At 64.5% G+C, this 25122-nt stretch carries 15 protein-coding genes; 9 read left to right on the forward strand and 6 right to left on the reverse strand.

Translation table 11 applies throughout. The annotated features are described in order from the left end of the window. Positions 1 to 104: 104 nt before the first annotated feature. The 4 genes from ACRQ5Q_RS34900 to ACRQ5Q_RS34915 all read right to left on the reverse strand — a co-directional run bounded on the left by ACRQ5Q_RS34900 (position 105) and on the right by ACRQ5Q_RS34915 (position 5870). Positions 105 to 1643: a SpoVR family protein gene (locus ACRQ5Q_RS34900; RefSeq protein WP_439370151.1), complete on the reverse strand. Its 1539-nt coding sequence runs from the start codon at positions 1641 to 1643 to the stop codon at positions 105 to 107. Then, the gene (locus tag ACRQ5Q_RS34905; protein WP_439399929.1) at positions 1640 to 2917 is read right to left on the reverse strand and encodes a YeaH/YhbH family protein; all 1278 of its coding nucleotides are present in this window, start codon (positions 2915 to 2917) and stop codon (positions 1640 to 1642) included. The genes ACRQ5Q_RS34900 and ACRQ5Q_RS34905 overlap by 4 nt, the downstream gene beginning before the upstream one ends. 18 nt (positions 2918 to 2935) lie before the next feature. Further along, the gene (locus ACRQ5Q_RS34910; protein WP_080134158.1) at positions 2936 to 4879 is read right to left on the reverse strand and encodes a PrkA family serine protein kinase; all 1944 of its coding nucleotides are present in this window, start codon (positions 4877 to 4879) and stop codon (positions 2936 to 2938) included. A 298-nt stretch (positions 4880 to 5177) separates the two neighbouring features. Then, positions 5178 to 5870, reverse strand: coding sequence for an STM3941 family protein (locus ACRQ5Q_RS34915; protein WP_439399930.1), 693 nt, complete (start codon positions 5868 to 5870; stop codon positions 5178 to 5180). A 292-nt stretch (positions 5871 to 6162) separates the two neighbouring features. Here ACRQ5Q_RS34915 and ACRQ5Q_RS34920 point away from each other — a divergent pair, with 292 nt between their 5' ends. From ACRQ5Q_RS34920 to ACRQ5Q_RS34945, 6 genes are read left to right on the forward strand one after another with little or no spacing between them, the layout of a single operon-like run. Then, positions 6163 to 9012 carry a bifunctional transaldolase/phosoglucose isomerase gene (locus tag ACRQ5Q_RS34920; RefSeq protein WP_439394451.1) on the forward strand — a complete coding sequence of 950 codons (2850 nt, stop codon included), beginning with the start codon at positions 6163 to 6165 and terminating at the stop codon, positions 9010 to 9012. Positions 9013 to 9025: 13 nt separating this feature from the next. After that, positions 9026 to 10024, forward strand: coding sequence for a phosphogluconate dehydrogenase (NAD(+)-dependent, decarboxylating) (gene gnd / locus ACRQ5Q_RS34925; protein WP_439394453.1), 999 nt, complete (start codon positions 9026 to 9028; stop codon positions 10022 to 10024). 28 nt (positions 10025 to 10052) lie between these two features. Further along, the gene (zwf, locus tag ACRQ5Q_RS34930) at positions 10053 to 11564 is read left to right on the forward strand and encodes a glucose-6-phosphate dehydrogenase (RefSeq protein ID WP_439394455.1); all 1512 of its coding nucleotides are present in this window, start codon (positions 10053 to 10055) and stop codon (positions 11562 to 11564) included. Further along, positions 11561 to 12310 carry a 6-phosphogluconolactonase gene (gene pgl, locus ACRQ5Q_RS34935; RefSeq protein ID WP_439394457.1) on the forward strand — a complete coding sequence of 250 codons (750 nt, stop codon included), beginning with the start codon at positions 11561 to 11563 and terminating at the stop codon, positions 12308 to 12310. Before zwf ends, pgl begins: the two co-directional genes overlap by 4 nt. Before the next feature lie 22 nt (positions 12311 to 12332). Beyond that, complete coding sequence (locus ACRQ5Q_RS34940; protein WP_439375678.1) at positions 12333 to 12839, forward strand: gluconokinase; 507 nt, start codon at positions 12333 to 12335, stop codon at positions 12837 to 12839. Then, complete coding sequence (locus tag ACRQ5Q_RS34945) at positions 12836 to 13648, forward strand: HAD family hydrolase (RefSeq protein ID WP_439394458.1); 813 nt, start codon at positions 12836 to 12838, stop codon at positions 13646 to 13648. Before ACRQ5Q_RS34940 ends, ACRQ5Q_RS34945 begins: the two co-directional genes overlap by 4 nt. Before the next feature lie 82 nt (positions 13649 to 13730). On the opposite strand, the gene ACRQ5Q_RS34950 is transcribed toward ACRQ5Q_RS34945, so the two are convergent. Then, entirely contained in the window at positions 13731 to 15530 is a 1800-nt protein-coding gene (locus ACRQ5Q_RS34950) for a glycoside hydrolase family 15 protein (RefSeq protein ID WP_439394460.1), read from the reverse strand. A gap of 31 nt (positions 15531 to 15561) precedes the next feature. Next, positions 15562 to 17523 carry a 4-alpha-glucanotransferase gene (gene malQ, locus ACRQ5Q_RS34955; RefSeq protein ID WP_439370159.1) on the reverse strand — a complete coding sequence of 654 codons (1962 nt, stop codon included), beginning with the start codon at positions 17521 to 17523 and terminating at the stop codon, positions 15562 to 15564. A 204-nt stretch (positions 17524 to 17727) separates the two neighbouring features. On the opposite strand from malQ, the gene ACRQ5Q_RS34960 reads away from it, so the two are divergent. Genes ACRQ5Q_RS34960 through glgB form a run of 3 tightly spaced genes read left to right on the forward strand, consistent with a single transcriptional unit; the run spans position 17728 to position 25122 of the window. Beyond that, the gene (locus ACRQ5Q_RS34960) at positions 17728 to 19674 is read left to right on the forward strand and encodes a maltotransferase domain-containing protein (protein ID WP_439394462.1); all 1947 of its coding nucleotides are present in this window, start codon (positions 17728 to 17730) and stop codon (positions 19672 to 19674) included. Positions 19675 to 19685: 11 nt separating this feature from the next. After that, entirely contained in the window at positions 19686 to 22982 is a 3297-nt protein-coding gene (treS, locus tag ACRQ5Q_RS34965) for a maltose alpha-D-glucosyltransferase (RefSeq protein WP_439370161.1), read from the forward strand. Next, on the forward strand, positions 22975 to 25122 hold the full coding sequence (gene glgB, locus ACRQ5Q_RS34970) for a 1,4-alpha-glucan branching protein GlgB (RefSeq protein WP_439394464.1): 2148 nt from the start codon (positions 22975 to 22977) through the stop codon (positions 25120 to 25122). Before treS ends, glgB begins: the two co-directional genes overlap by 8 nt.

The raw sequence follows: 25122 nt of genomic DNA on the forward strand, positions 1-25122 counted from the left end.
AGAGATTCCCCTCACTCCAGTGAGTTTGTATCTGCCGGCGTCGCTGCCCTCTCCCGCAAGGAGCGAGGGCACATCGACGCGCATCTCGCTGTATTGTTCCGCCCTCAGGCCACCGCCGCCGGGATCGGACGCGGGCTCACGACGTACTCGCGCAGGACCTTGTCGTTGGCATCGACTTCGATCAGCGCGACGTCATAGGTCCAGAGATCGGCCAGGTGCTGGAGCACGCGCTTGGTGTCGGTCTCGTTGAGCTGGGAGCCCTTGATGACGTGGTGATGCAGGATCAGGCGGCGGTCGCCGGAGAGATCGACGTCGACCACCTCGATATTGGCGTCGATGTAGCCGACATCATGCTGCCGGGCCAATTCCCGCCGGACGCGGCGGAAGCCGCGCTCGTCGTGGATGGCGTCGACGCGGATGCCGGCGCGCTCCTCGGGGTCGTCGTGGAGATGGAACATGCGGAAGTGCCGCATCAGCCTGGGGCTCAGGAACTGGCCGATGAAGCTCTCATCGCGGTAATTGGCCCAGACGTCCCGCAGCACGCCCATGACGTCGTTCTTGCCGGCGATGTCGGGAAACCACTCGCGGTCCTCGTCTTCCGGACTGGTGACGATGCGCTCGATGTCCTGCATCACGGCGAAGCCGAGCGCATAGGGGTTGAAGCCCGAGAAGCGCGGATCGTCGAATTCGGGCTGGAACACCACGTTGGTGTGCGAGCCCAGGAATTCGAGGAAGTTGCCGTCGCTGATGCGGCCCTGCTGATGCAGCTGGGTCATGATGCGATAGTGGACGTAGGTCGCCGTCCCCTCGTTCATCACCTTGGTCTGGCTCTGCGGATAGAAATATTGGGCGATGTGGCGGACGATGCGCAAGAGCTCGCGCTGCCAGGGCGCCAGGCGCGGCGCGCTCTTCTCCAGGAAATAGAGCAGGTTCTCCTGCGGCAGGCCAAGCAGCTTGCGGCGCCGCTCGATGCTGAGCGTCGAACGGCTCTTGCTCTTGCCGGCCGGCACGGTGCGCCAGAGATCGTTGAAGACCTCTTCCTCGTGCTGGCGCCTGCGCCCTGCCCGCTTCTCCTCGGCGCGCAGATCCAGCTTCTTCTTGCCGGGATAGCGGTCGATGCCGTGCGACATCAGCGCATGCGCGGCGTCGAGCGTGCGCTCGACCTCGGTGCGGCCGTAGCGCTCCTCGCATTGCATGACGTAGTTCTTGGCGAAATCGAGATAGTCCAGGATGCCTTCGGCATCGGTCCACTGCTTGAACAGGTAGTTGTTCTTGAAGAAGTGGTTGTGGCCGAAAGCGGCGTGCGCGATCACCAGCGTCTGCATCGTCGCCGTGTTCTCCTCCATGAGATAGGAGATGCAGGGCGAGGAGTTGATCACGATCTCATAGGCAAGGCCCATCAGGCCCTTGCGGTAGGAGGCCTCGTGGAAGGCGAAATGCTTGCCGAAGGACCAGTGCTTGTAGAACAAGGGCATGCCGACCGACGAGTAGGCATCCAGCATCTGCTCGGCGGTGATGACCTCGATCTGGTTCGGATAGACGTCGAGCCCGAGATCCTTCAACGCCACCTCTTCGCAGGCATCGGTGATACGCTGCAAGGTGCGAAAATCCCAATCCGCGCCTTCGAACAAACGTTCCGTCATGGAGTGGCTTTCTCCTGAGCAGTTTCGCGGCGCTGGAACAGGTCGTGGAATACCGGGAAGATCTCGCTACGCTCGGAGACCTTGCGCATCGAGAGCGGTGCGCCGCTGTTGCGCAGGCGCTCGTAGAGAGTCCAGAGCGAGGAGTCGGACAGATCGAAGGCGCTGCCGCCGGATTCCCCGACCTCGAGGTAGGCGAAGAACTGGCAGACCGGCAGGATCTTGTCGGTCAGCAGGAGCCCAGTGAGCTCGCCGTCGGAATAGGAATTGTCGCCGTCGGAGGCCTGCGCGGCGTAGATGTTCCAGTCCGAGGGATTGAAACGCTCGCGCACGATCTCGTGCATCGCCTGCAGCGCGCTGGAGACCAGCGTGCCGCCCGAGGCCGGGCCGTAGAAGAAGGTCTGCTCGTCGACCTCCTCGGCGCGGTCGGTGTGGCGGATGAAGACGATCTCGACATGCTTGTAGCGGCGCTTCAGGAACACGTAGAGCAGCATGTAGAAGCGTTTTGCCAGATCCTTCATGTGCTCGGACATCGAGCCGGAGACGTCCATCAGGCAGAACATCACGGCCTGCGCGACCGGCTTCGGCACCGTCTCGAAGCGGCGGTAGCGGATGTCGAGCGGATCGATGAAGGGAATGCGCTTGGACCTCGCCTGCAGCTTTTCAAGCTCGGCGACCAGCTCAGCCCGCTCTTCCTCGTCCGTGCAGCCGGCAATCGCGGCTTCCAGCTCCTCGATCTCCTCCTTCCGGGGGCGCTTGAGCGCGATACGCCGCGCAAGCGCGAGCTTCACCGTGCGGCTCACCGAGATGTTGGCGGGCGAGCCCGACGTGGTGTAGCCGGCGCGCTGGATGCCCTCGCTCTCGGTCTGAGCGATCTTGCGCTTGGCGAGATCCGGCAGTTCGAGGTCGTCGAGGAAGAGATCGACGAATTCGTCTCGGCTGAGCACGAAGCGGAAGGCGTCCTCGCTGTCGCCTTCGCCGGGACCGGAGTCCTTGGCGCCGCCCTGACCGGAGCGCTGCAGATAGTCGCCCTCGATGAACTTCTTGTTCCCGGGCAGCACCATATCCCGCGTTCCACCCTCACGGCGGAAACGCGGCTCATGCATCCCGTCGAGCGGGATCGTGACCTCACCCCCCTCCAGGACGTCCTTGATGTCGCGTTCCTGCGAGGTCTTCTTGACGGCGCCCTGCACCAGGGATTTGGCCCGACGCAAGAACCGCTGCCGGTTCTCAAGACTCTTGCCGCCTGGATTCAGGCGCCTGTCAATGATGTGAATGGCCACTTTCCATCCGCCTCAACCGGCCTGCTTCACGCGCATGTACCATTCGACGAGCCGGCGAACCTGACGCTCGGTGTAGCCGCGCTCCACCATGCGTGCGACGAATTCGCCGTGCTTCTTCTCCGTCTCGCCGTCCTTCTTCGACCCGAAGGAGATGACCGGAAGCAGATCCTCGACCTGGGAGAATATCCGCTTTTCGATCACGTCGCGAATCTTCTCGTAGGAGGTCCAGGTCGGATTCTTGCCGCCGTTCTGGGCCCGCGACCGTAACGAGAATTTGACGACCTCGTTGCGGAAGTCCTTGGGGTTGGCGATGCCCGCCGGCTTCTCGATTTTGGTCAGTTCCTGGTTCAAAAGCTCGCGATCCAGAAGCTGGCCCGTATCGGGATCCTTGAAGTCCTGATCCTCGATCCAGGCGTCGGCGTAGTCGACGTAGCGGTCGAACAGGTTCTGGCCATAATCCGAGTAGGATTCGAGATAAGCCTTCTGGATCTCGTTACCGATGAACTCGGCGTAGCGCGGCGCCAGCTCGGCCTTGATGAATTCGAGGTAGCGCTTCTCGACTTCCTCGGGCAGTTGCTCCCTGCGGATCGACTGCTCCAGCGCGTACATCAGATGCACCGCGTCGGCGGCGACCTCCTGCGGATCGTGGTTGAAGGTCGCAGCCAGGATCTTGAAGGCAAAGCGCGTGGAGACGCCGTCCATGCCCTCGTCGACGCCGGCGGCATCGCGGTACTCCTGGACGCTGCGCGCCTTGGGATCGGATTCCTTCAGGCTTTCGCCGTCGTAAACCCGCATCTTGGCGAACACCGTGGAATTCTCGTGCTTGCGCAGGCGCGACATCACCGAGAACCGCGCCAGCGTCTCCAGCGTCGAGGGCGCGCACGGCGCGGACGCGAGTTCGGAGCCCTGGATCAGCTTCTCGTAGATCTTCTGCTCTTCGGTGACCCGCAGGCAGTAAGGCACCTTGATCACGCAGATGCGGTCGATGAAGGCTTCGTTGTTCTTGTTGGCCTTGAAGCTCGCCCACTCCGCCTCGTTGGAGTGCGCGAGGATCACGCCGGTGAACGGAATCGCGCCGATGTTCTCGGTGCCGATGTAGTTGCCCTCCTGCGTCGCGGTGAGCAGCGGGTGCAGCATCTTGATCGGCGCCTTGAACATCTCGACGAATTCAAGGATGCCCTGGTTGGCACGATTGAGGCCGCCCGAATAGCTGTAGGCGTCGGGATCGTTCTGCGCGTAGGTCTCGAGCTTGCGGATGTCGACCTTGCCGACCAGCGACGAGATGTCCTGGTTGTTCTCGTCGCCCGGCTCGGTCTTGGAGACTGCGATCTGGCGCAGCCGCGACGGCTGGATCTTGGCGACGCGGAATTGCGAGATATCGCCGCCAAAGGCTTCCAGCCGCTTGTAGCACCATGGGCTCATCAGGCCAGTGAGACGCCGGCGCGGAATGCCGTATTTCTCTTCCAGCATCGGCCCGAGGTGATCGGGATCGAACAGGCTGAGCGGGCTTTCGAACACCGGCGAGAGTTCATCGCCGGCCTTGAGCACGTAGATCGGCTGCACTTCCATCAGCGACTTGAGCCGCTCGGCGAGCGAGGATTTGCCGCCGCCGACCGGACCGAGCAGATAGAGGATCTGCTTGCGCTCTTCGAGGCCCTGCGCCGCGTGCCGGAAGAAACCGACGATACGCTCGATGGTTTCTTCCATGCCGTAGAAGCCGGCGAAGGCCGGATAGGTGCGGATGGTGCGGTTCAAAAAAATACGGCCAAGGCGTGGGTCCTTGGCCGTGTCAATCGTCTGCGGATCGCCGATCGCTGCTAGCAGTCGCTCGGCCGCGTTTGCGTATTTCATGGGATCGCTTCGACACGATTCCAGATATTCCGCCATCGACATGTCGTGCTGGCTTCTCGCCTCGAACGACCGAGCGAAAGCGTTGAATAGAGAATCGTTGTACATGATCCCTCTCCGCGTGAGTTCCGCTACAAGCTGAAACGAAAGCAGTTGCCGGACCGTTCCTCAGGCCGTTTCGAATCAGCGTGAGCACATGACGATCATTGGACACCCGGGAGCCGACTCGACGCAACGCACAACGTAGGCAACCGGGTGAGTTACGAACAGGCACCTGCCTGTTATTTATGCGAATCTATGCATATCTTCGCTCATTTCCAGAAAATGTCACTCGGCCGCCACATCCGGGCCTTACCGGGGATCGGCTCATCCGGCGGTGCAACATAGCCGTCAGCCGGCGGCAGCTTTATGACGCCGGTACGGCCAAGCCTTGTGCACCCGAGCCTTGTGCACCCGAGCCTTGCGTGCCTTGATCGCGGTCTCGCCGCAATGCGGTGCATGCATCGCTGGCGGCATGGCACTCACGGCAAGCGCGCAGCAATGTCTCAAAATCGGTCGCCAGTCCCTCGGCGGAAATGGCGATTCGATGGTCCTGCGCGCCGCGCGATGTCGCCGGCCGCCTGCCGCGAACAGAGGAGAGCTGCCGCTGCAACGCCGGCGTCGGCGTCAGCCAGATCATCCTGCGCCCGCGGCGCTCCTCGGTCGAAATCTCCGCGATCGATTCCCACAGCAGAAATTCATTGCCGATGCGGAGATCGCGGATGCCGTAGGGGGTGACGATCACCACCGGGCCACGTTGGCCGGGGAGCCGCCAGATCAGCCAGCCGGTGATCAGGCCGAACACCGCAACGCCGGCATAACCGACCGTCGTGTCGTAGTCGCCGAGGCTGTCCCACCAGTCGAAGGCAAGGCTGGTGCTGAACAGCATCATCGCAAAAGCCGCCGCGACCAGCAGTCGCAAGCGTGTGGTGCATCGGTTGATCTCGAGATCGTGGGGCGCATCGACGCGCACGGTCGGCGCGACCGATTGCGGGCTGTCGGAGACGGCGGGCGGAGGGCCGTCAGGATGTGCTTGCATGCCTTCCCCCAGCATGGCCATTCGCGACCGGGTCACCAGCCATCCGGCGAACCGGAACCTGCTGACGACACGCTGTGCAGCGGCCGACAGCCGTTACGCAACGAGACCTCGGCCGCACCTTTGCCGGCCAACGACTTTTTACGCAACATAGCCACTGCCGCCGGGATCATCATGATCGCGACGGAGTTACACCGAGAGGTATGACGCTCAGATCCTTGATTGGTTCCCTCCCGGTTGCATGTAAGCTAGAGGATACCGCGTCAGGACCGGCGCGGAAACCCCTCGCCCGCAGGCTTGGAGATAAATAAGCATCATGAATCCCGTCAAAGAACTGGAAAAGCACGGACAGGCCGTCTGGCTGGACTTCCTGGCTCGCGGCTTCATCGCCAATGGCGACCTGAAGCGGCTGATCGACACCGATGGCGTCAAGGGCGTCACTTCGAATCCGTCGATCTTCGAGAAGGCGATCGGCAGTTCGGACGAATATGACGCCCCGATCGGCAAGGCGCTGAAGCGCGGCGACCGGACCGTGGCCGACCTGTTCGAGGCCGTCGCGGTCGAGGACATCCAGAATGCCGCCGACGTGCTGCGCCCGGTCTACGACCGCCTCAAGGGCGGCGACGGCTATGTCAGCCTGGAAGTGTCACCATATCTGGCGATGGACACGGCCGGCACCGTCACTGAAGCACGGCGGCTGTGGAAGGACGTCGGTCGCAAGAACCTGATGGTGAAGGTGCCGGCGACGACCGAGGGCCTGCCGGCGATCGAGACGCTGATCGGCGACGGCATCAGCATCAACATCACGCTGCTGTTCTCCAAGGCCGTCTATCTCGAGGTGGCGGAGGCCTATCTGTCGGGTCTGGAGAAATACGTCGCCGGCGGCGGCGATCCGTCGCACGTGGCCAGCGTGGCAAGCTTCTTCGTCAGCCGCATCGACTCCGTGGTCGACAAGCAGCTCGACGAGAAGATCGCGCGCGCCAACGATCCGTCCGAGAAGGAGCGGCTCGCCGCGCTGAAGGGCAAGGTCGCGATCGCCAACGCCAAGCTCGCCTATCAGGACTACAAGCGCCTGTTCTCGGGTCCGCGCTGGGAGAAGCTCGCCGCCAAGGGGGCAAAGCCGCAGCGCATGCTGTGGGCGTCGACCGGCACCAAGAACAAGGACTACAGCGACGTCCTTTATGTCGAGGAGCTGATCGGCCCCGACACCATCAACACCGTGCCGCCGGCAACGCTGGATGCGTTCCGCGATCACGGCAAGCCGCGCGACAGCCTGGAGGAGAATGTCGAGGACGCAAGGCGCGTGCTGGAGGAGCTGGAGCGTTCCGGCATCTCGCTGGATGCGATCACCGAGGAACTGGTCAGGGACGGCGTCAAGCTGTTCGCGGACGCGGCCGACAAGCTCTATGGCGCCGTCGCGCACAAGCGGGCCACCGTGCTCAGGCCGGCGCTCGACCGGCAGCAGCTTTCGCTCGGCGACGGCCTCGGCAAGGCCGTGGCCAAGAGCACCGAGGAATGGCGTGCCTCGGCCAAGATCCGCAGGCTCTGGCAGCGCGACAAATCGGTCTGGACCGGCACCGACGAGGACAAATGGCTCGGCTGGCTCGACAGCGCTTCCAAGGCCGACATCGCCGACTATGAAGATTATGCAGGCCGCGTGAAGGGCCAGAAATTCTCCGACGCCGTCGTGCTCGGCATGGGCGGATCGAGCCTCGGACCCGAGGTGCTGGCCGCGACGTTCGGGAAAAAGGTGGGCTTCCCCAAGCTGCATGTGCTCGACTCCACCGACCCCGCGCAGGTGCGGGCGATGGAAGACAAGATCGACATCGCCAACACGGTCTTCATCGTCTCCAGCAAGTCCGGCGGCACCACCGAGCCGAACGCGATGAAGGACTATTTCCACGAGCGCGTGGCGAAGGCGGTCGGGCCAAAGGTGAAGACCGGCCATCGCTTCATCGCGGTGACCGACCCCGGCTCGTCGCTGGAGAAGGCTGCCAAGCAGCTGAACTACGCACGCATCTTCCATGGCGAGCCCTCGATCGGCGGACGCTATTCGGTGCTGTCGCCGTTCGGGCTGGTGCCGGCGGCAACCGCCGGCATCGACCTCAAGACCTTCATCAAGCATGCGCTGTCCATGGCCCGCTCCTGCGGGCCGGACGTGCCGCCGTCCGAAAACCCGGGCGCGCAGCTCGGCCTTGCCATGGGATTGGCCGCGCTCGAAGGCCGCGACAAGGTGACGATCCTGTCGTCGAAGAAGATCGCCGATTTCGGCGCCTGGGCCGAGCAGCTGATCGCGGAATCCACCGGCAAGGAGGGCAAGGGCCTGATCCCGATCGACGGCGAGCCGCTGGGCGATCCTTCGGTCTATGGCAACGATCGCTTCTTCATCGACATCCGCGTCGACGGCGAAGCAGACGCCGCACACGACTCCAAGCTTGCCGCGATCGAAGCGGCCGGCCATCCCGTGGTGCGCATCGTCATGAAGTCGATCGAGCACCTCGGCCAGGAGTTCTTCCGCTTCGAGATGGCCACGGCCGTGGCGGGCTCGATCCTCGGCATCAACCCGTTCGACCAGCCCGACGTGGAAGCCGCCAAGATCAAGACCCGCGAGCTCACCGCGTCGTTCGAGAAGACCGGCGCGCTGCCCGCGGAGCAGCCGGTGGTCAGCACGGACGAGGCCGATCTCTACACCGACGAGGCCAACGCCACCGCGCTGCGCGCCGCCGGCGCCAATGGCGACCTCACATCCTGGCTGAAGGCCCATCTGTCGCGCTCCAGCGAGGGCGACTATGTCGCTCTGCTCGGCTACATCGCGCGCGACAAGGCCACCATCGATGCCCTCCAGGCGATGCGGCTAGAGGTGCGCGAGAAGCGGCATGTCGCGACCTGTGCCGAGTTCGGACCGCGCTTCCTGCACTCGACAGGCCAGGCCTACAAGGGCGGTCCCGACAGCGGCGTGTTCCTCCAGATCACCGCCGACGACGCCAAGGACCTGGCCGTGCCGGGCCAGAAGGCGAGCTTCGGCGTGATCAAGGCGGCGCAGGCGCGCGGCGATTTCGACGTGCTCACCGAGCGTGGCCGGCGCGCGCTGCGTGTTCACCTGAAGGGCGGGCTCCAGAAGGGTCTCGCGACGCTCAATGCCGCGCTCAACGACGCACTGAATTAAGGGAATCTCTCACATGCAACTCGGCATGATCGGCCTCGGCCGGATGGGCGGCAACATCGTTCGCCGCCTGATGCGCCAGGGACATTCGACCGTGGTCTACGACAAGGACGCCAAGGCCGTCGCCGGCCTTGCCGCGGACGGCGCAGTCGGCTCGGCGACACTCGAGGAATTCATCTCGAAGCTGGAGCGGCCGCGCACGGCCTGGGTGATGCTGCCGGCAGGACACATCACCGAGACGACGATCGATACGATCGCAAAGGTGATGCAGGAAGGCGATGTCATCATCGACGGAGGCAACACCTTCTGGCAGGACGACGTTCGCCGCGGCAAGGCGCTGAAGGCGCGCGGCATTCACTATGTCGATGTCGGCACATCGGGCGGCGTCTGGGGTCTCGACCGCGGCTATTGCATGATGATCGGCGGCGAGAAGGCCGTGGTCGACCGGCTCGATCCGATCTTTGCCGCGCTCGCGCCCGGCGCCGGCGACATTCCGCGCACCGAAGGACGCGAGGGCCGCGATCCCCGCATCGAGCAGGGCTACATCCATGCCGGCCCCATCGGCGCCGGGCACTTCGTCAAGATGATCCACAACGGCATCGAATACGGCCTGATGCAGGCCTATGCCGAAGGTTTCGACATTCTCAAGAATGCCAACATCGAGGCGCTGCCGGCGGATCACCGCTACGATTTCGATCTCGCCGACATCGCCGAAGTGTGGCGGCGCGGCAGCGTGATTCCGTCCTGGCTGCTCGACCTCACCTCGACCGCGCTCGCCGACAGCCCGCAACTCGCGGAATATTCCGGCTTCGTGGAGGATTCCGGCGAAGGACGCTGGACCGTAAATGCCGCGATCGACGAGGCCGTGCCGGCCGAAGTCTTGACCGCCGCGCTCTACGCACGTTTCCGTTCCCGCAAGGAACACACCTTTGCCGAAAAAATTCTGTCCGCGATGCGCGCGGGTTTCGGCGGCCACAAGGAGCCGAAGCAGCCGGGCGCTTCGAAACCAAAGTAATAAGTAGACAAGCGAAGGCCGACAATTCGTGACCAAAGATCCGCAAGCCAAGCGCAAGCCGGAAAATTGCGCCTTCGTCATCTTCGGTGTCACCGGCGACCTCACCCATCGTCTTGTGATGCCCTCGCTCTACAATCTGGCGGCCGAGCACCTGCTGCCGGAAAAATTCTGCGTCGTCGGCGTGGCGCGCAGGGGCCAGTCGGATGACGAGCTGCGCGACAGCCTGATGAAGGGATTGCGGCAATTCGCGACCCGTCCCGTGGACGACGACGTCGCCACGAGGCTGCTGGAATGCCTGACCTTCGTCGAGGCCGATCCGAAGGATCCGCCCTCCTTCGATCGCCTGCGCGAGCATCTGGATTCGCTGGAATGCGCGCAGGAGACCGGCGGCAACCGGCTGTTCTATCTGGCAACGCCGCCCGCCGCGTTCGCGCCGACCGCGCGCGAGCTCGGCCGCACCGGCATGATGAAGGAGAACGGCGCCTGGCGACGTCTCGTGATCGAAAAGCCGTTCGGCACCGATCTCGCCTCAGCCAAGGCTCTGAACGCCGAGCTGCTGAAGATCATGGACGAGCACCAGATCTACCGGATCGATCATTATCTCGGCAAGGAGACCGTGCAGAACATCCTGGTGCTGCGCTTTGCCAACGGCATGTTCGAGCCGATCTGGAATCGCAACCACATCGACCACATCCAGATCACGGTGGAGGAGAAGCTCGGCGTCGGCCATCGCGGCGGCTTCTACGACGCCACCGGCGCGCTGCGCGACATGGTGCCGAACCACCTGTTCCAGCTGATGTCGCTCGTTGCCATGGAGCCGCCCGCGCGGTTCGACGCACATTCGGTGCGCTCCGAGAAGGCCGACGTGCTGACCTCGATCCAGCAGCCGAGCCGGGAAGAGGCGCTGAGAAATTCGGTGCGTGCGCAATACCTCGCCGGCCGCATCGGTGACGACGAGATCACGGACTATCGCAAGACCGATGACGTCAAACCCGACAGCACCACCGAGACGTTTGTCGCGCTGAAGCTGATGATCGACAATTGGCGCTGGGCCGGCGTCCCGTTCTACTTGCGCACCGGCAAGGCGCTGGGTCACAAGCGCACCGAGGTTGCGATCAAGTTCAAGCAGGCGCCGCTGTCGATGTTTTCGGGTACGGACGTCGACCGCCTGTCGCAGAATTTCCTCACCATCGGCATCGCGCCGACCGAGACCATCGAGCTGCAGTTCAACGCCAAGATCCCGGGGCCGAGCATCACCATCGATGGCGTCGAGATGAAGTTCCGCTATGGCGACTATTTCCAGGCCGATCCCTCCACCGGCTACGAGACGCTGATCTACGACTGCATGATCGGCGACAACATCCTGTTCCAGCGCGCCGACGGCATCGAGGCAGGATGGCAGGCGGTGCAGCCGTTCCTGGATGCCTGGAAGAGCGCGGGCAACAACGGCATCGAGACCTATGAAGCCGGCAGCGACGGCCCCGCCTGCGCCGACGAGCTGCTCCGGCGCGACGGGCGAAGCTGGCGGAAATTTTCGTGATTGCGGCCGGACAACCGAAGCTGATCGTCGCGGCCGATGCCGAGGCGCTGGCGCAGGCCGCGGCCGACCGGGTGATGGCGCGGATCGGCGCCAATCCCGGGCGTATCGCGATCTGCCTGACCGGCGGCTCGAGCCCGAAGAAGCTCTATCAATTGCTCGGCAGCGATTCCTGGCGTGGAAAAATCCCGTGGGACCGCGTGCACTGGTTCATCGGCGACGAGCGGTTCGTGCCTGAAAGCGATCCTCTCAACAACATGGCGGTGGCGCGGGCGGCATTTCTCGATCGCAATGCGCCTGCCGGCCATGTCCATCCGATCCCGACGGCGACCGGAGATCCGGATCGCAGCGCCGAGGCCTATGCACGCGAGCTGCAGGCCTTCTACGGCGCAGACCAACTCGATCCGGCGCGGCCGCTGTTCGACCTCGTCCTGATGGGCGCAGGCCCGGACGGCCACACCGCCTCGCTGTTTCCCGGCTATCCCGAGATCGAGGAGGTCAGGCGCTGGGTCATCGGCGTCCCCAAGGCCAATGTCGCGCCTTTCGTGCCGCGGGTCTCGCTCACCCTGCCCGCCCTGGCCTCCTGCCGCGAAATGCTGTTCGAGATTGCCGGGCACGACAAGCAGGCGATCTTGACGCGCCTCCTCAATGGCGAGAATCTGCCGGCCTTACGCGCGCGCTCGAATGGTGAGACCGTCTGGCTGGTCGCCGGGGCCGCGCTTCCGGAGGAAATTCGTGGGCCGCGTTGAAGCACCTTGTGCGTTGATCGTGATGGGCGTGTCGGGTTCGGGCAAGAGCACGGTTGCAGGGGCACTCGGTGAGCGGCTCGGCTGGCGCTTCGAGGACGGCGACAGCTTCCATCCCGCCAGCAATGTCGAGAAAATGCGGGCCGGCCATCCCCTCACCGACGAGGACCGCTGGCCCTGGCTCAACGCCATCGCCGACGAGATCGAGCGGGTGTGCGGACGCGGCGAGCATGTCATCATCGCCTGCTCGGCGCTGAAGCACGCCTATCGTGACGTGCTGCTGCGCGGGCGCAGTGATGTCCGCTTCGTGTTCCTGAAGGGGACGAAAGAGCTGATCGCCCAGCGGCTCGCGCAGCGCAAGGGCCATTTCATGCCGCCCGGGCTGCTGACCAGCCAGTTCGACACGCTGGAGCCGCCGGAGCCAGGCGAGCACGTCATCACCGTGTCGATCGACGAGACCGTCGAGGCGATCGTGGACGGCGTCGTGCGGCAATTGAAACTGGGCGGGGCAATATCCAAGGTTCTGCCATGACTCCCATCTCACTCGTGGTCTCCGACGTCGACGGCACGCTGCTGACCAAGGACAAGACGCTGACCGAGCGTGCGCGGAGCGCAGTGCACCGGCTGCACCAGGCCGGCATCGGCTTCACCATCACCTCCAGCCGGCCCGCGATCGGCATGCGCTTCCTGATCGAGCCGCTGGCGCTGTGGCTGCCGGTCGGCCCGTTCAACGGCTCCTCGATCGTCGATCCCGAGATGCGGCCGGTCGAGCAGCACCTGATTCCGCCGGCTGCGGCCGAGCGTTCCTTGAAGATCCTCCGCGACTACGGCGCCGACATCTGGCTGTTCACCACCGACGAATGGCTGATCGATAATCCAAACGGTCAATACGTCGCGCATGAGCGGCACACGATCCGCTCCGACCCGACCATCGTGACGGATTTCTCGCCGTATCTTGCGAGCGCCTGCAAGATCGTCGGCGCCAGCGCCGACGCGGCCAGGCTCGCCGCTTGCGAGAAGGCGATGCAGGAGGCGGTCGGCAGCGAGGCCACCGCGGTGCGCTCGCAGACCTACTATCTCGACGTCACGCCGCCCGGTTTCAACAAAGGCACGTTCGTCGAGTTTATGGCCAAGCGCCTGGGCATCTCGACCGACGCGGTCGCCACCATCGGCGACATGCAGAACGACCTCGCGATGTTCCGCGTCAGCGGCACCTCGATTGCCATGGGCAACGCCGCCGACAACGTCAAGGACGAGGCGACCCATGTCACCGGGAGCAACGAGCAGGACGGTTTTGCCGAGGCGATGGAGATGATCCTGAAGCGGAACGGGGTGGGTTAGGGCTTGATCGCCTCGCCTATCGCCTGCCGCCGGATGTCTACCTCTCCCCAGCGGGGAGAGGTGAAGAACCTGCCGCGCCGATCTACTGCGACCGCTGCATCGCCGGCTTCTCGCTCTTCCGTCTTGCCGCCGACAGATTGTGCGCGGTGTTTATCAGCGCGATGTGGGTCAGCGCCTGCGGGAAGTTGCCGCTCTGGCGGCGGGCCGCGGAGTCGTATTCTTCGGCGAGGAGCCCGACATCGTTCGCGACCCCGACCACGCGATCGAACAATTCCTGCGCCTTGTCGAGATTGCCTGACAGCACATGGGCGTCAGCCAGCCACAGGCTGCACGCCAGGAACGCGCCCTCGAGCGGCGGCTGTCCTGCAGCCAGCTCGCGCGGATCGTGCCGCAGCACGAAACCGTCGCGCATCAAGCATGTCTCGACGGCGGCGATGGTGCCACGGATGCGCGGGTCCTCCGCCGCCAGAAAGCCGACCGCCGGCAGCAGCAGCACGCTGGCATCGAGCAGTTTCGAGCCGTAGGACTCGATGAAGGCGTTCTCCTCCGCGTCAAAACCGTTGTTGCAAACGTCGCGATGAATGGCTTCGCGCAACGCACGCCAATGCAGCAGCGGCGCCTTGAAGCCAAAGGTCTCGGCGCTCTTGATGCCGCGGTCGAAGGCGACCCAGGTCATCACCTTTGAGAACACGTAGTGCCGGGGCTGCCCACGCCGCTCCCAGATGCCGTGATCGGGCCGATCCCAGACCTCGGCGAGATGGTTGAGCACCGCGCATTCCAGCGCCCAGCTTTCCTCGTCGAGCTTCAGTCTCGCCATGCGCGACTGGTGGAAGGCGTCGATCAGTTCGCCGTAGACGTCGAGCTGGAGCTGCGCATGCGCGGCGTTGCCGACACGCACCGGCCGCGCGCCCTCGTAGCCGTCAAGCCAGCCCGCCTCCCATTCGAGCAGCCGGCGCTGGCCCCAGATGCCGTACATGATTTGCATGTTGGACGGCGAGCCGGCGGCCGCACGCAGCAGCCAATTGTGCCAGGCCGAGGCCTCCTCGGTGTAGCCCGAGTTCATCAGCGCCAGCAGCGTGAAGGTGGCATCGCGCAGCCAGCAGAAGCGGTAGTCCCAATTCCTGCTGCCGCCGAGCTTTTCCGGCAGCGAGGTGGTGGGCGCCGCGACGATGCCGCCGGTGGGGCCGAAGGTCAGCGCCTTCAGCGTGATCAGCGAGCGCAGGATGAGATCGTGGTAATCGCCGTCGCGGGCGTAACGGCGGCACCAGTCCTGCCAGAAATTCTCGGTCTCCTTGAGCGCGACCTCAGGATCGATCGGCCCGGGCGGCTCGAGATGCGAGGGGCCGTAGGTCATCACGAAGGGAATGGTCTCGCCTGCCCTCACCTCGAAGTCCGACACCGTGGTCAGATCCTCGCCGCGGGTCTCGACCGGCGTACGGAGCACCGTCATGTCTTGCCCTGCGACCGCCAGCAGGGCGTGGTCGATGCGCCGCACCCAGGGAATGTCCACGCCGAAACCGAAGCGGATGACGAGCTCCATCCGCATCTTCACGCTGCCGCTGATGCCGCGAACCAGACGCACGATGTCGGACGCCCTGCCGCGCGGCGGCATGAAGTCGATCAACGCGACGGTGCCGCTCTTCGTCTCAAAGCGAGTTTCAAGGATGAGGGTATTGCCGAGATAGCGGCGCGAGATCGCGGTGACGTCCTCGCTTGGCGCGATCAGCCAGCGGCCATTCCTGTGGTTGCCGAGGATCGCGGCAAAGCAGGCGTCGGAATCGAAGGCGGGCCAGCACAGCCAGTCGATCGAGCCGTTGCGCCCGACCAGCGCCGCGGTCTCGCAATCGCCGATCAGCGCATAGTCCTCGATCCTCTGCGTCAATGTCGTGCGAGCCTGAAAAATCCCCGCCCGATCAACCCCCGCCGGTCAGCGAACGTTCCCGCGTCGCCGCTCGCAAGGCCGTGAGATCGATCTTCGAGGCGATCCTGTCGAGCGCGACGGGAAGGCGCTGGCGCCAGTTCGGATGCTCGTCGATCGTGCCCGGAATGTTGGGCTGGTCGACCACGCCGAGCAGATCTTCCATGGACACCGCGAGCAGGCGCGAGGGCGTGCGCGACAGGAAGGCGAGCACCGAATAGAGGTCGTTGGCATTGATGCCGTTCTGCCGCAAGATCTCGTCGAGCCTGCCCAGCGCATCCCAGCGGGCCTGGTCGTTCTCCCCGGGATCGAGCCCGAGCGAGCGCTTCATCTTGAGGTCACCGAAGGAGCGCCAGCCCGCATAGGTCGACAAATCATGCGTGTTCAGCGCGACGAGCGCATTGGGCCGGTAATGCTCGACGTTGCGAAAGCGGCCGGTCTCGTCGCGCTCGAACATCATGACGAGATAGGACCAGATGCCGAAATCCTGCATGGTCTCGCGAAAGCCTTCCGGCACAGTGCCGAGGTCCTCACCGATCACGATGCATTTGTGGGCCGCGCTCTCGCGCACCACCGCGGCGAGCAGCGCCTCGAAGGGCATCTGCACGTAGGCGCCGTTGTCCGGCTTGAAGCCGCGCGGCACCAGATAGAGCCGCTTCAAGCCGAGCACGTGATCGAGCCTGATGGCGCCGGCATGGCGCATCGAGGCCGCCAGCATGTCGGCGAACGGCACGAAGGATTGCGCCTCCAGGCCGCCGGCGTTGAAGCCGGCAAGGCCCCAGTCCTGGCCGACAGTGTTGAGCACGTCGGGCGGCGCGCCGACCGCGAGGTGGCGGGAAATCGCGGTCTGCTCGTTCCAGGCATCGAAGCCGTTGGACTGCACGCCGACGGCGACGTCGAGATAGAGCCCGACGCGCATGCCGAGCTGGCCGGCCAGCTCCTTGGCGGCATGCAACTGGCTGTCGGCCGTCCATTGCACGAATTCGACGAACTCGACCGCGCGCTTATCAGGCCCGTTGCGCAGCTCGGCGCATTTGGCTTCGTCCGGCCGTTGCCATTCGGTCGGCCATTCCCACCATGGCCGGTTGAAGCGATGGCGCAGCACCTCGAAACAGGCAAAGCGGGACAACAGCGGCGCGCGAGCGGCGCGGAAGGCATCAAAGTCCTTGCGGCGCGCCGCGCTCGCGCCGGTCACGAAGCTGTTGAAGGCCGCGCGCAAAGCCAGCCATTTCAGCGCCGCCATGTCGGCATAGGGCACGCGGTCGCCTTCGCGCAGCCGCGCGGCGGTCGCGGCCACATCGGGGACGAGATCGGCGGAAAATTCCGGGATCGCCTCGACGTCGATATAGAGCGGATTGAGAAACAGCCGGCTATTCGGCGAATAGGGGCTGCAATCGGCGGGCTGATCGTCGAACAACACGTGCAGCGGATTGAGGCCGACACCGTCGGCACCGAGTTGCTTGGCCAGCCGGAGGAGACCGGCGAGGTCGGTGAAATCGCCGATGCCCCAATTGCGGTCCGAGCGGACGCTGTAGAGCTGCACGGCGAGCAGCCAGCCGCGATCGAAATCGCCGCCGAAGGCGCGCTCGGGCGCCACGATCATCGGCACATCTTCGCTCACGCCTCCGGCATCGGTCAGCATCAGGCGGTGATAGCCGAGCGGCAGGGCGGCTGGCCAGGCAATGACCGGCTCGCGCGCTTCACCTTGCGCGATCACATTGCCGTTGCCGACGATCTTCCATTGCAAGGGCGGCGTCCCGGTTGCCGCTAGTTCAGTGCGCGGATGCCCTAGGGCGCGCACCACGACAGGCCCGCTGACGAAACGGTAGACCCGCTTCTCCGGCAGCGCGTCGAGGATGGATTTGAGCGCCTCGGGCGCGGTGACCCGCAGCTTGCCGAGGGCGTCGACGAATTCGGACTGAACGCCCTTGATCCGGGCTTGAGCTAAAAGATCCATACGGCACGCAGCTTGCAGGCCATGATTTGGCCGGGGGCAGGGATTTTAACGAGGTCACGGAAGAGGTTAGTCAGGGGTAACTCGCAAACTGCGCTTGCCGTTCCGCAGGGAACCAATGACACACAAGCGGCTTTCTATAATGGTACCAAGCGTGGGTTCCCGACAAGGGAAACGGGCTCCTGCTTTCTTGTCAATGGCATCACCGTGAACAAGACAATTCAAACTGTCGAGAGTGCCGCAGCCGGCAGCGCTTTCCTCATTGAAGACGTCTATCCCCTGGTCGACGGCGGCCGCTTCGCCGTGAAGCGGATCGCGGGCGAGCGGGTCGAGGTCTGGGCCGACATCTACCGCGACGGCGACGCGGTGATCGCCGCTGCGCTGATCTGGCGCCGCGAGCAGGACCGCGAATGGCAGAGCGACCCTATGACCCATCACGGCAATGACCGCTGGTCCGGCGCGTTCACGCCCGCTGAGCCCGGCCAATATGTCTATGCGATCGAAGCCTGGACCGACGAGTTCGCGACCTGGTCGCACGCGATCGCGCGCAAGCGGCGTACAGGGGCCGATGTCAGCCTTGATGCGATCGAGGGGGCCGGCCTCCTGACCAAGGCGCATGTCGCGCGTCAGGACGCCGCAGCGATCATCATCAGGCGATGCGAAGACTACCTCCAGAGCGGCGACGTCACCCCGCTGCTGGCGGCCGAGCTTGGCGAAGCCATGGCCGAGAGCCAGTCGCGGCCCGACCTGACGCGCTCGCCGCTCTTCCCGCTGATCGTCGACCGCAACAAGGCACGCTTCGGCGCCTGGTACCAGATGATGCCGCGCAGCCAGAGCGAGGTCCCGGGCCAGCACGGCACACTGCGCGACTGCATTGCGCGCGTCCCCGATATCGCCGCCATGGGCTTTGACGTGCTCTACTTCACGCCGATCCACCCCATTGGACACACTCGCCGCAAGGGCCGTAACGACGCGCCGGTGGCGAGCGAGGGCGATCCCGGCTCGCCCTATGCGATCGGCACCGCCGAGGGCGGGCACGATGCGCTGCATCCCGAGCTCGGCACGATCGAGGACTTTCGCGCGCTGGTCGCCACATGCCTCGAGTACGGGCTCGAGCTCGCGCTCGACTTCGCAGTGCAGTGCTCGCCGGACCATCCCTGGCTGACGCAGCATCCGGAATGGTTCAAATGGCGGCCGGACCGCTCGGTGCGGACCGCGGACCGCCCCTATTCGGACATCGTCATCCCCGATTTCGGCTCCGTCGATCGCGCCGGGCTGTGGAACGCCTTTCGCGACGCCATGCTGTTCTGGATCGACCATGGTGTCACCATCTTCGCGATCGACAATCACGACACCGCACCGCTTCCGTTCTGGGAGTGGCTGATCGGCGACATCCGCCGCCGGCATCCCGAGGTGATCCTGTTCTCCAAGACATTTGCGCGGCCGAAGCTGATGAAGGGCCTCGCCAAGCTCGGCTTCGCGCAGTCCTTCAGCTATTTCCCCTGGCGCACGACGAAGGGAGAGTTGGAACAGTATCTCGGCGAGCTGACCGGTTATCCCGAGCGGGACCTCCATCGGGCGAACCTGTTCGTCAACACCGCAGACCTCTTGCCTTATCATCTGCAGAGTGGCGAGCCCTGGATGTTCAAATCGCGGCTCGCGCTGGCCGCGACGTTGTCGGGCAATTACGGCATCTACAGCGGATTCGAGCTGCTGGAGCACGAGGCGGTTCCCGGCCGCGAGGAATATCTCGATTCCGAAAAATACCGGATCAAGCAGCGCAACTGGGACGCGCCCGGCAACATCAAGCCGTCCATCGCAGCGCTCAACCGCATCCGCAACGACAATGCGGCACTCCAGCAGACGGAGAACTTGCGCTTCCTCAATATCGAGGACGGCGAGACGATCGCCTTCGCCAAGAAGGCGGCCGATTCAGCCAACACCGTCGTGGTCGTGATTGCGCTCTCGCGCCATGCGCGCGAATTCTGGCTGCCGCTCGGCGACGTCACCGTTGACGCCGGCGGAGAACGACACCATGTGACGGCACTCGAAAACCTCCTCACCGGCGAACAGTCGCGCATCATGTGGGGCGGGATCAGGTTGCGTATCGATCCCGACCGCGATCCGGCGCTTTTGTTCCGCTGCCTGGCGTAAGGGGTCACGCCATGAATGTTCTGTCTTCCGTCGACACCAAGAAGGCTGAGGCTGCCGAGGTCGTGGATGAGCTCTGGTACAAGGACGCGATCATCTACCAGCTCCACGTAAAGGCCTTTGCCGACAGCAACAATGACGGCATCGGCGACTTCGCCGGCCTGACCGAGAAGTTGCCCTATCTCCAGGAGCTCGGCGTCACCGCGTTGTGGCTGCTGCCGTTCTATCCCTCGCCTGGCCGCGACGACGGCTACGACATCGCCGACTACGGCGCGGTCAATCCCGATTTCGGGACGATGAAGGACTTCAAGCGCTTCATCCAGGAGGCGCAGAAGCGCGGTCTGCGGGTCATCACCGAGCTGGTCGTCAACCACACCTCCGATCAGCACAAATGGTTCAAGCGTGCGCGCCGCAGCCATCCGGGCTCGAGCGCCCGCAACTGGTATGTCTGGAGCGACACCGACCAGAAATACCAGGGCACCCGCATCATCTTCACCGACACCGAGAAGTCGAACTGGACCTGGGATCCGGAGGCCGGCGCCTTCTACTGGCACCGCTTCTTCTCGCATCAGCCCGACCTCAATTTCGACAATCCGCGCGTGGTCAGCGCCATCATCCAGGTGATGAAGCGCTGGCTCGACGCCGGCGTCGACGGCTTCCGGCTGGACGCCATTCCCTATCTCTGCGAGCGCGAGGGCACCTCGAACGAGAACCTTCCCGAGACGCATGCCATCATCAAGCGCCTGCGCCAGGAATTGGATGCGTACTCCAAGGGCAAGCTGCTGCTCGCCGAAGCCAATCAATGGCCGGAGGACGTGCAGGAATATTTCGGCCGCGGCGACGAATGCCACATGGCCTATCACTTCCCGCTGATGCCGCGCATCTACATGGCGATCGCGCAGGAGGACCGCTTCCCGATCACCGACATCCTGCGCCAGACGCCGGACATCCCGGCGAGCTGCCAATGGGCGCTGTTCCTGCGCAATCATGACGAGCTGACGCTGGAGATGGTCACCGACGTCGAGCGCGACTATCTCTGGACCACCTACGCCAACGATCCGCGCGCCCGCATCAATGTCGGCATCCGGCGGCGGCTCGCGCCGCTGATGGACAACGACCGCCGCAAGATCGAGCTGATGAACTCGCTGCTGCTGTCCTTCCCGGGCACGCCGATCATCTACTACGGCGACGAGATCGGGATGGGCGACAACATCTATCTCGGCGACCGCAACGGCGTGCGCACGCCGATGCAATGGAGCCCGGACCGCAACGGCGGCTTCTCGCGCTGCGACCCCGCCCGGCTCTACGCGCCGCTGATCATGGATCCCGTCTACGGCTATGAATCAGTGAACGTCGAGGCGCAGTCGCGCAGCCTGTCCTCGCTGCTCAGCGCCACCAAGCGGCTGATCTCGGTGCGCAAGTCGACGCTGGCCTTCGGCCGCGGCTCCATGACCTTCATCCGCCCGGCCAATCGCGCCGTGCTGGCCTATGTCCGGCAGTATCGCGACGAAGTCATCCTCTGCGTCGCCAATCTCTCGCGCGCCGCGCAGGCGACCGAGCTCGATCTGTCGCCCTGGAAGGACCGCATCCCGCAGGAGATGCTCGGCCGGACCCGATTCCCGGCGATCGGCGAATTGCCCTACATGATCACGCTGGGACCCTACGGTTTCTACTGGTTCCACCTCACCGAGCGCGACAAGTCCGAGCCGGTGACGCCGCGCGCGGTGCCGGAGTTCGAGACCCTGGTCGTGCCGGTCAATTCGAACTGGGTGTCGCTGGCACGCGAGCGCGGCGTGTTCGAGCGCGACGTGCTGCCGGGATTCTTGGCAAGGACACGCTGGTATCCGGAGCACAATCCCAAGCACATCCAGACAGCGCTGACCTCGGCCGTGCCTTTCAGCGATATCGGCGACAACAGGCCCTGGATCGCGTTCTTCGAGACCACGCGGGACGACGTCACGACGCGCTACGTGCTGCCGCTGCAGATCGAATGGGTACGCTTCGACCGCGAACGCTTCAACCCGAAGGCGCTCGCCGCCGTGCGCCAGGGTGCGCGCGAGGGCACGCTGCTCGACGTCGCGACCGAGCCGATCTTCATCGGCCTGTTCCTGCGGGGTCTGTCGCAAAACCTGGTGGTAGACGAGAACAATCTGCGGCTGGAGTTCAAGGCGACCAGCCGGTTCGCCGACTACACCATCAAGGAGCCTGAACGCATCCGCGCGATCGAGCAGTCCAACAGCACCGCGCTCGTGGACAACCAGTATGTCGTCAAGATCCATCGGCAGCTTGAAACCGGCACCAGTCCCGAGATCGAGATCGGCCACTACCTCACGGAAGTGGTCCGCTTCGCCAATACGCCGGCGTTGCTCGGCAGCGTCGAGCTGGTCGAGGGCGATCACCGCAGCGCGCTCGGCGTGCTGCATGCCTTTGTCGAGAACCAGGGCGACGGCTGGGCCGTGACCACCGGTTATCTCGATCGCTATATCGACGAACAGCGGCTCTTGTCCGCGGGCGAAAGGCCGCGCGAGACCCAGGAGCAGGCGCCCTACCTGCACTTCATCGCGCAGATCGGCCGGCGGCTCGCCGAGCTGCATGTCGCCCTGGCCGCGGCAAAGCCGGACAACCTCGCTCCAGAGCCGATCGGCTCCGAACACGCCAGGCGCTGGATCTCCGACCTCAAGGCGCGCGCCGAGCGGGTGTTCGAACGCCTTGCTGAGAGCCGCGACAGCCTGCGGGAGACGGACCGGCCGCTGATCGACCAGCTCGGCGCAGCGCGCGCGGCCCTGCCGGACCACCTCAATGCACTATTGCCTTCCGCCATCGGCGGGTTGAACATCCGTCATCATGGCGACTTCCGCCTGGGGCAAACTCTGATCGTGAAGGACGACATCTTCATCATCGACTTCGACGGCAATCCGCGCCGGCCGCTGGCCGACAAGCGGCGCAAGCTGCCGGCCGCACGCGACGTCGCCGGCCTGATCCGCTCGATTGATCTTTCGGTTAACGTCGCCCTCAACCGGGTGCTCGCGGGCGGCGGGACCGACGAACAGGACCGGCTTGCAGCCGCGCTCGGTGAATGGCGCGAACGCGCCACCGCGACGTTCCTGCACGCCTATCGCGAGGCCATGACCGACCGGCGGCTATGGCCGAAAGATCCGCGGGCAGCGCAAGGCCTGTTAAGGTTTTTCCTGCTTGATCAAGCGTTCGACGACGTAGAGTACGAACTGTCCCACCGGCCCGAGGGGCTCCATGCGCCGCTGACCGGACTGCTTCGCATTCTGTCCAGTGCCGGGAGCGAAGCCCATGCCTAAACTGCCAGCCGAAGCCTACGCGATCATCGAGGGCCGCCACTCCGACCCCTTCCACTATCTCGGGCTGCATCCCGAGGGCGGCAAGAGCGTGGTGCGCGCCTTCGTGCCCGAGGCCTCCAATGTCGAGGCGGTCGGCGAGCATGGCGAGGTCGCACCGCTCGACCGCGTTCATGACTCCGGCCTGTTCATCGGAGCTCTGCCCAACGGCTCGAAGCACTACCAGCTACGCGCGACATTCGGCAACAACGTCGTCGAATTCGAGGATGCCTACCGCTTCCCGCCGATCCTGACCGATTTCGACCTCTATCTGCTCGGCGAAGGCACCCACCAGCGCCTCTACGACAAGCTCGGGGCGCACCCGATGCGGCTCGACGGCGTCGACGGCATCGGCTTCGTCGTGCTGGCGCCAAATGCGCGGCGCGTATCCGTGGTCGGCGACTTCAACTTCTGGGACGGGCGGCGTCATCCGATGCGGGTGCGCGGCAGCGGGTATTGGGAGCTCTTCATCCCGCATGCGAAGATCGGCGATCATTACAAGTTCGAGATCATCGGCCCGCACGGCCATCTGCTCCCGCTGAAATCCGATCCGCTGGCCTTTGCAACCGAAGTACGGCCGAAGACGGCCTCGATCGTGTTCGACGAGGCGCATCTGCCGCGGCCGCGTCCTGCGCCCGACGGCATCAACGCACTGTCGGCGCCGATGTCGATCTACGAGGTCCATCTCGGCTCGTGGCGGCGCAAGGGCAACAATGAATGGCTCACCTATCGCGAGCTGGCCGAGCAGCTGCCGGCCTATGCCCGCGACATGGGATTCACGCATCTCGAATTCCTGCCGGTCAGCGAGCATCCGTTCGACGGCTCGTGGGGCTATCAGCCGACCGGGCTCTATGCGCCGACCAGCCGGTTCGGAAGCCCCGAGGATTTCGCCGCCCTCGTCGATGCCTGCCACCGCGAAGGCATCGGCGTGCTGCTCGACTGGGTGCCCGGCCATTTTCCCGACGATCCGCACGGGCTCGGCAGCTTTGACGGCACGGCGCTCTATGAGCACGCCAACCCGCTCCAGGGCCGCCACCTCGACTGGGGCACGCTGATCTACAATTACGGGCGCACCGAAGTGACGAACTTCCTGGTGTCGAACGCGCTGTTCTGGATGGAGCGCTACGGTATCGACGGCCTGCGCGTCGATGCGGTGGCCTCGATGCTCTATCTCGACTACAGCCGGCCTGCCGGGGCGTGGATTCCGAACCAGTATGGCGGCCGCGAGAACATCGAGGCGATCAACTTCCTGCGCCGTTTCAACACGGAGGTCTTTGCCCGCTTCCCGCAGGCGACCACGGCCGCGGAAGAATCCACCGCATGGCCGCAAGTCTCGCGTCCGGTCGAATTCGGCGGGCTCGGCTTCGGCTACAAGTGGAACATGGGCTGGATGCACGACACGCTGAACTACATCAGCAAGGATCCGATCTACCGCAAGCATCATCACGGCGAGATCCTGTTCGGCCTGCACTACGCGTTCTCGGAAAACTTCATCCTGCCGCTCTCGCACGACGAGGTCGTGCACGGCAAACGTTCGATCCTGGGGCGCATGCCCGGCGACGAATGGCAGCGCTTTGCGAATTTGCGGGCCTATTACAGCTTCATGTTCGGCCACCCCGGCAAGAAGCTGCTGTTCATGGGCGCCGAGATCGGGCAGAGCAGCGAATGGAATCACGACCAGTCGCTCGACTGGCACCTGCTCGAATACAAGGGCCATTCCGGCATCCAGGCGCTGATCCGCGACCTCAACCGGCTCTACCGCGCGGTGCCGGCGCTGCATCAGATGGACTGCGACCAGGCCGGCTTCGAATGGCTGATCACGGACGATGCCAACCGCAACGTGTTCGCCTGGCTGCGCAAGGGCTTTGACGAGCACGCGCGGTGCCTCGTGATCGTCAACTTCTCCCCCAATGTCTACCCCAACTATCGCGTTCCCGTGCCCCTGGCCGGCAAGTGGAAAGAGGTGTTCAATTCCGACTCCGCCCATTACGGCGGCAGCAATGTCGGGAACATCGGCGAGGTCCAGACCGTTGACGGCAAGACGCCCGAGCTCCGCCTCACCATTCCGCCGCTCGCCGCGATCTTCCTCGTTCCGGAAAGCTGA

The organism is Bradyrhizobium sp. PMVTL-01 (genome assembly GCF_051861855.1).
In the GTDB taxonomy this organism is placed as follows: Bacteria; Pseudomonadota; Alphaproteobacteria; order Rhizobiales; family Xanthobacteraceae; genus Bradyrhizobium.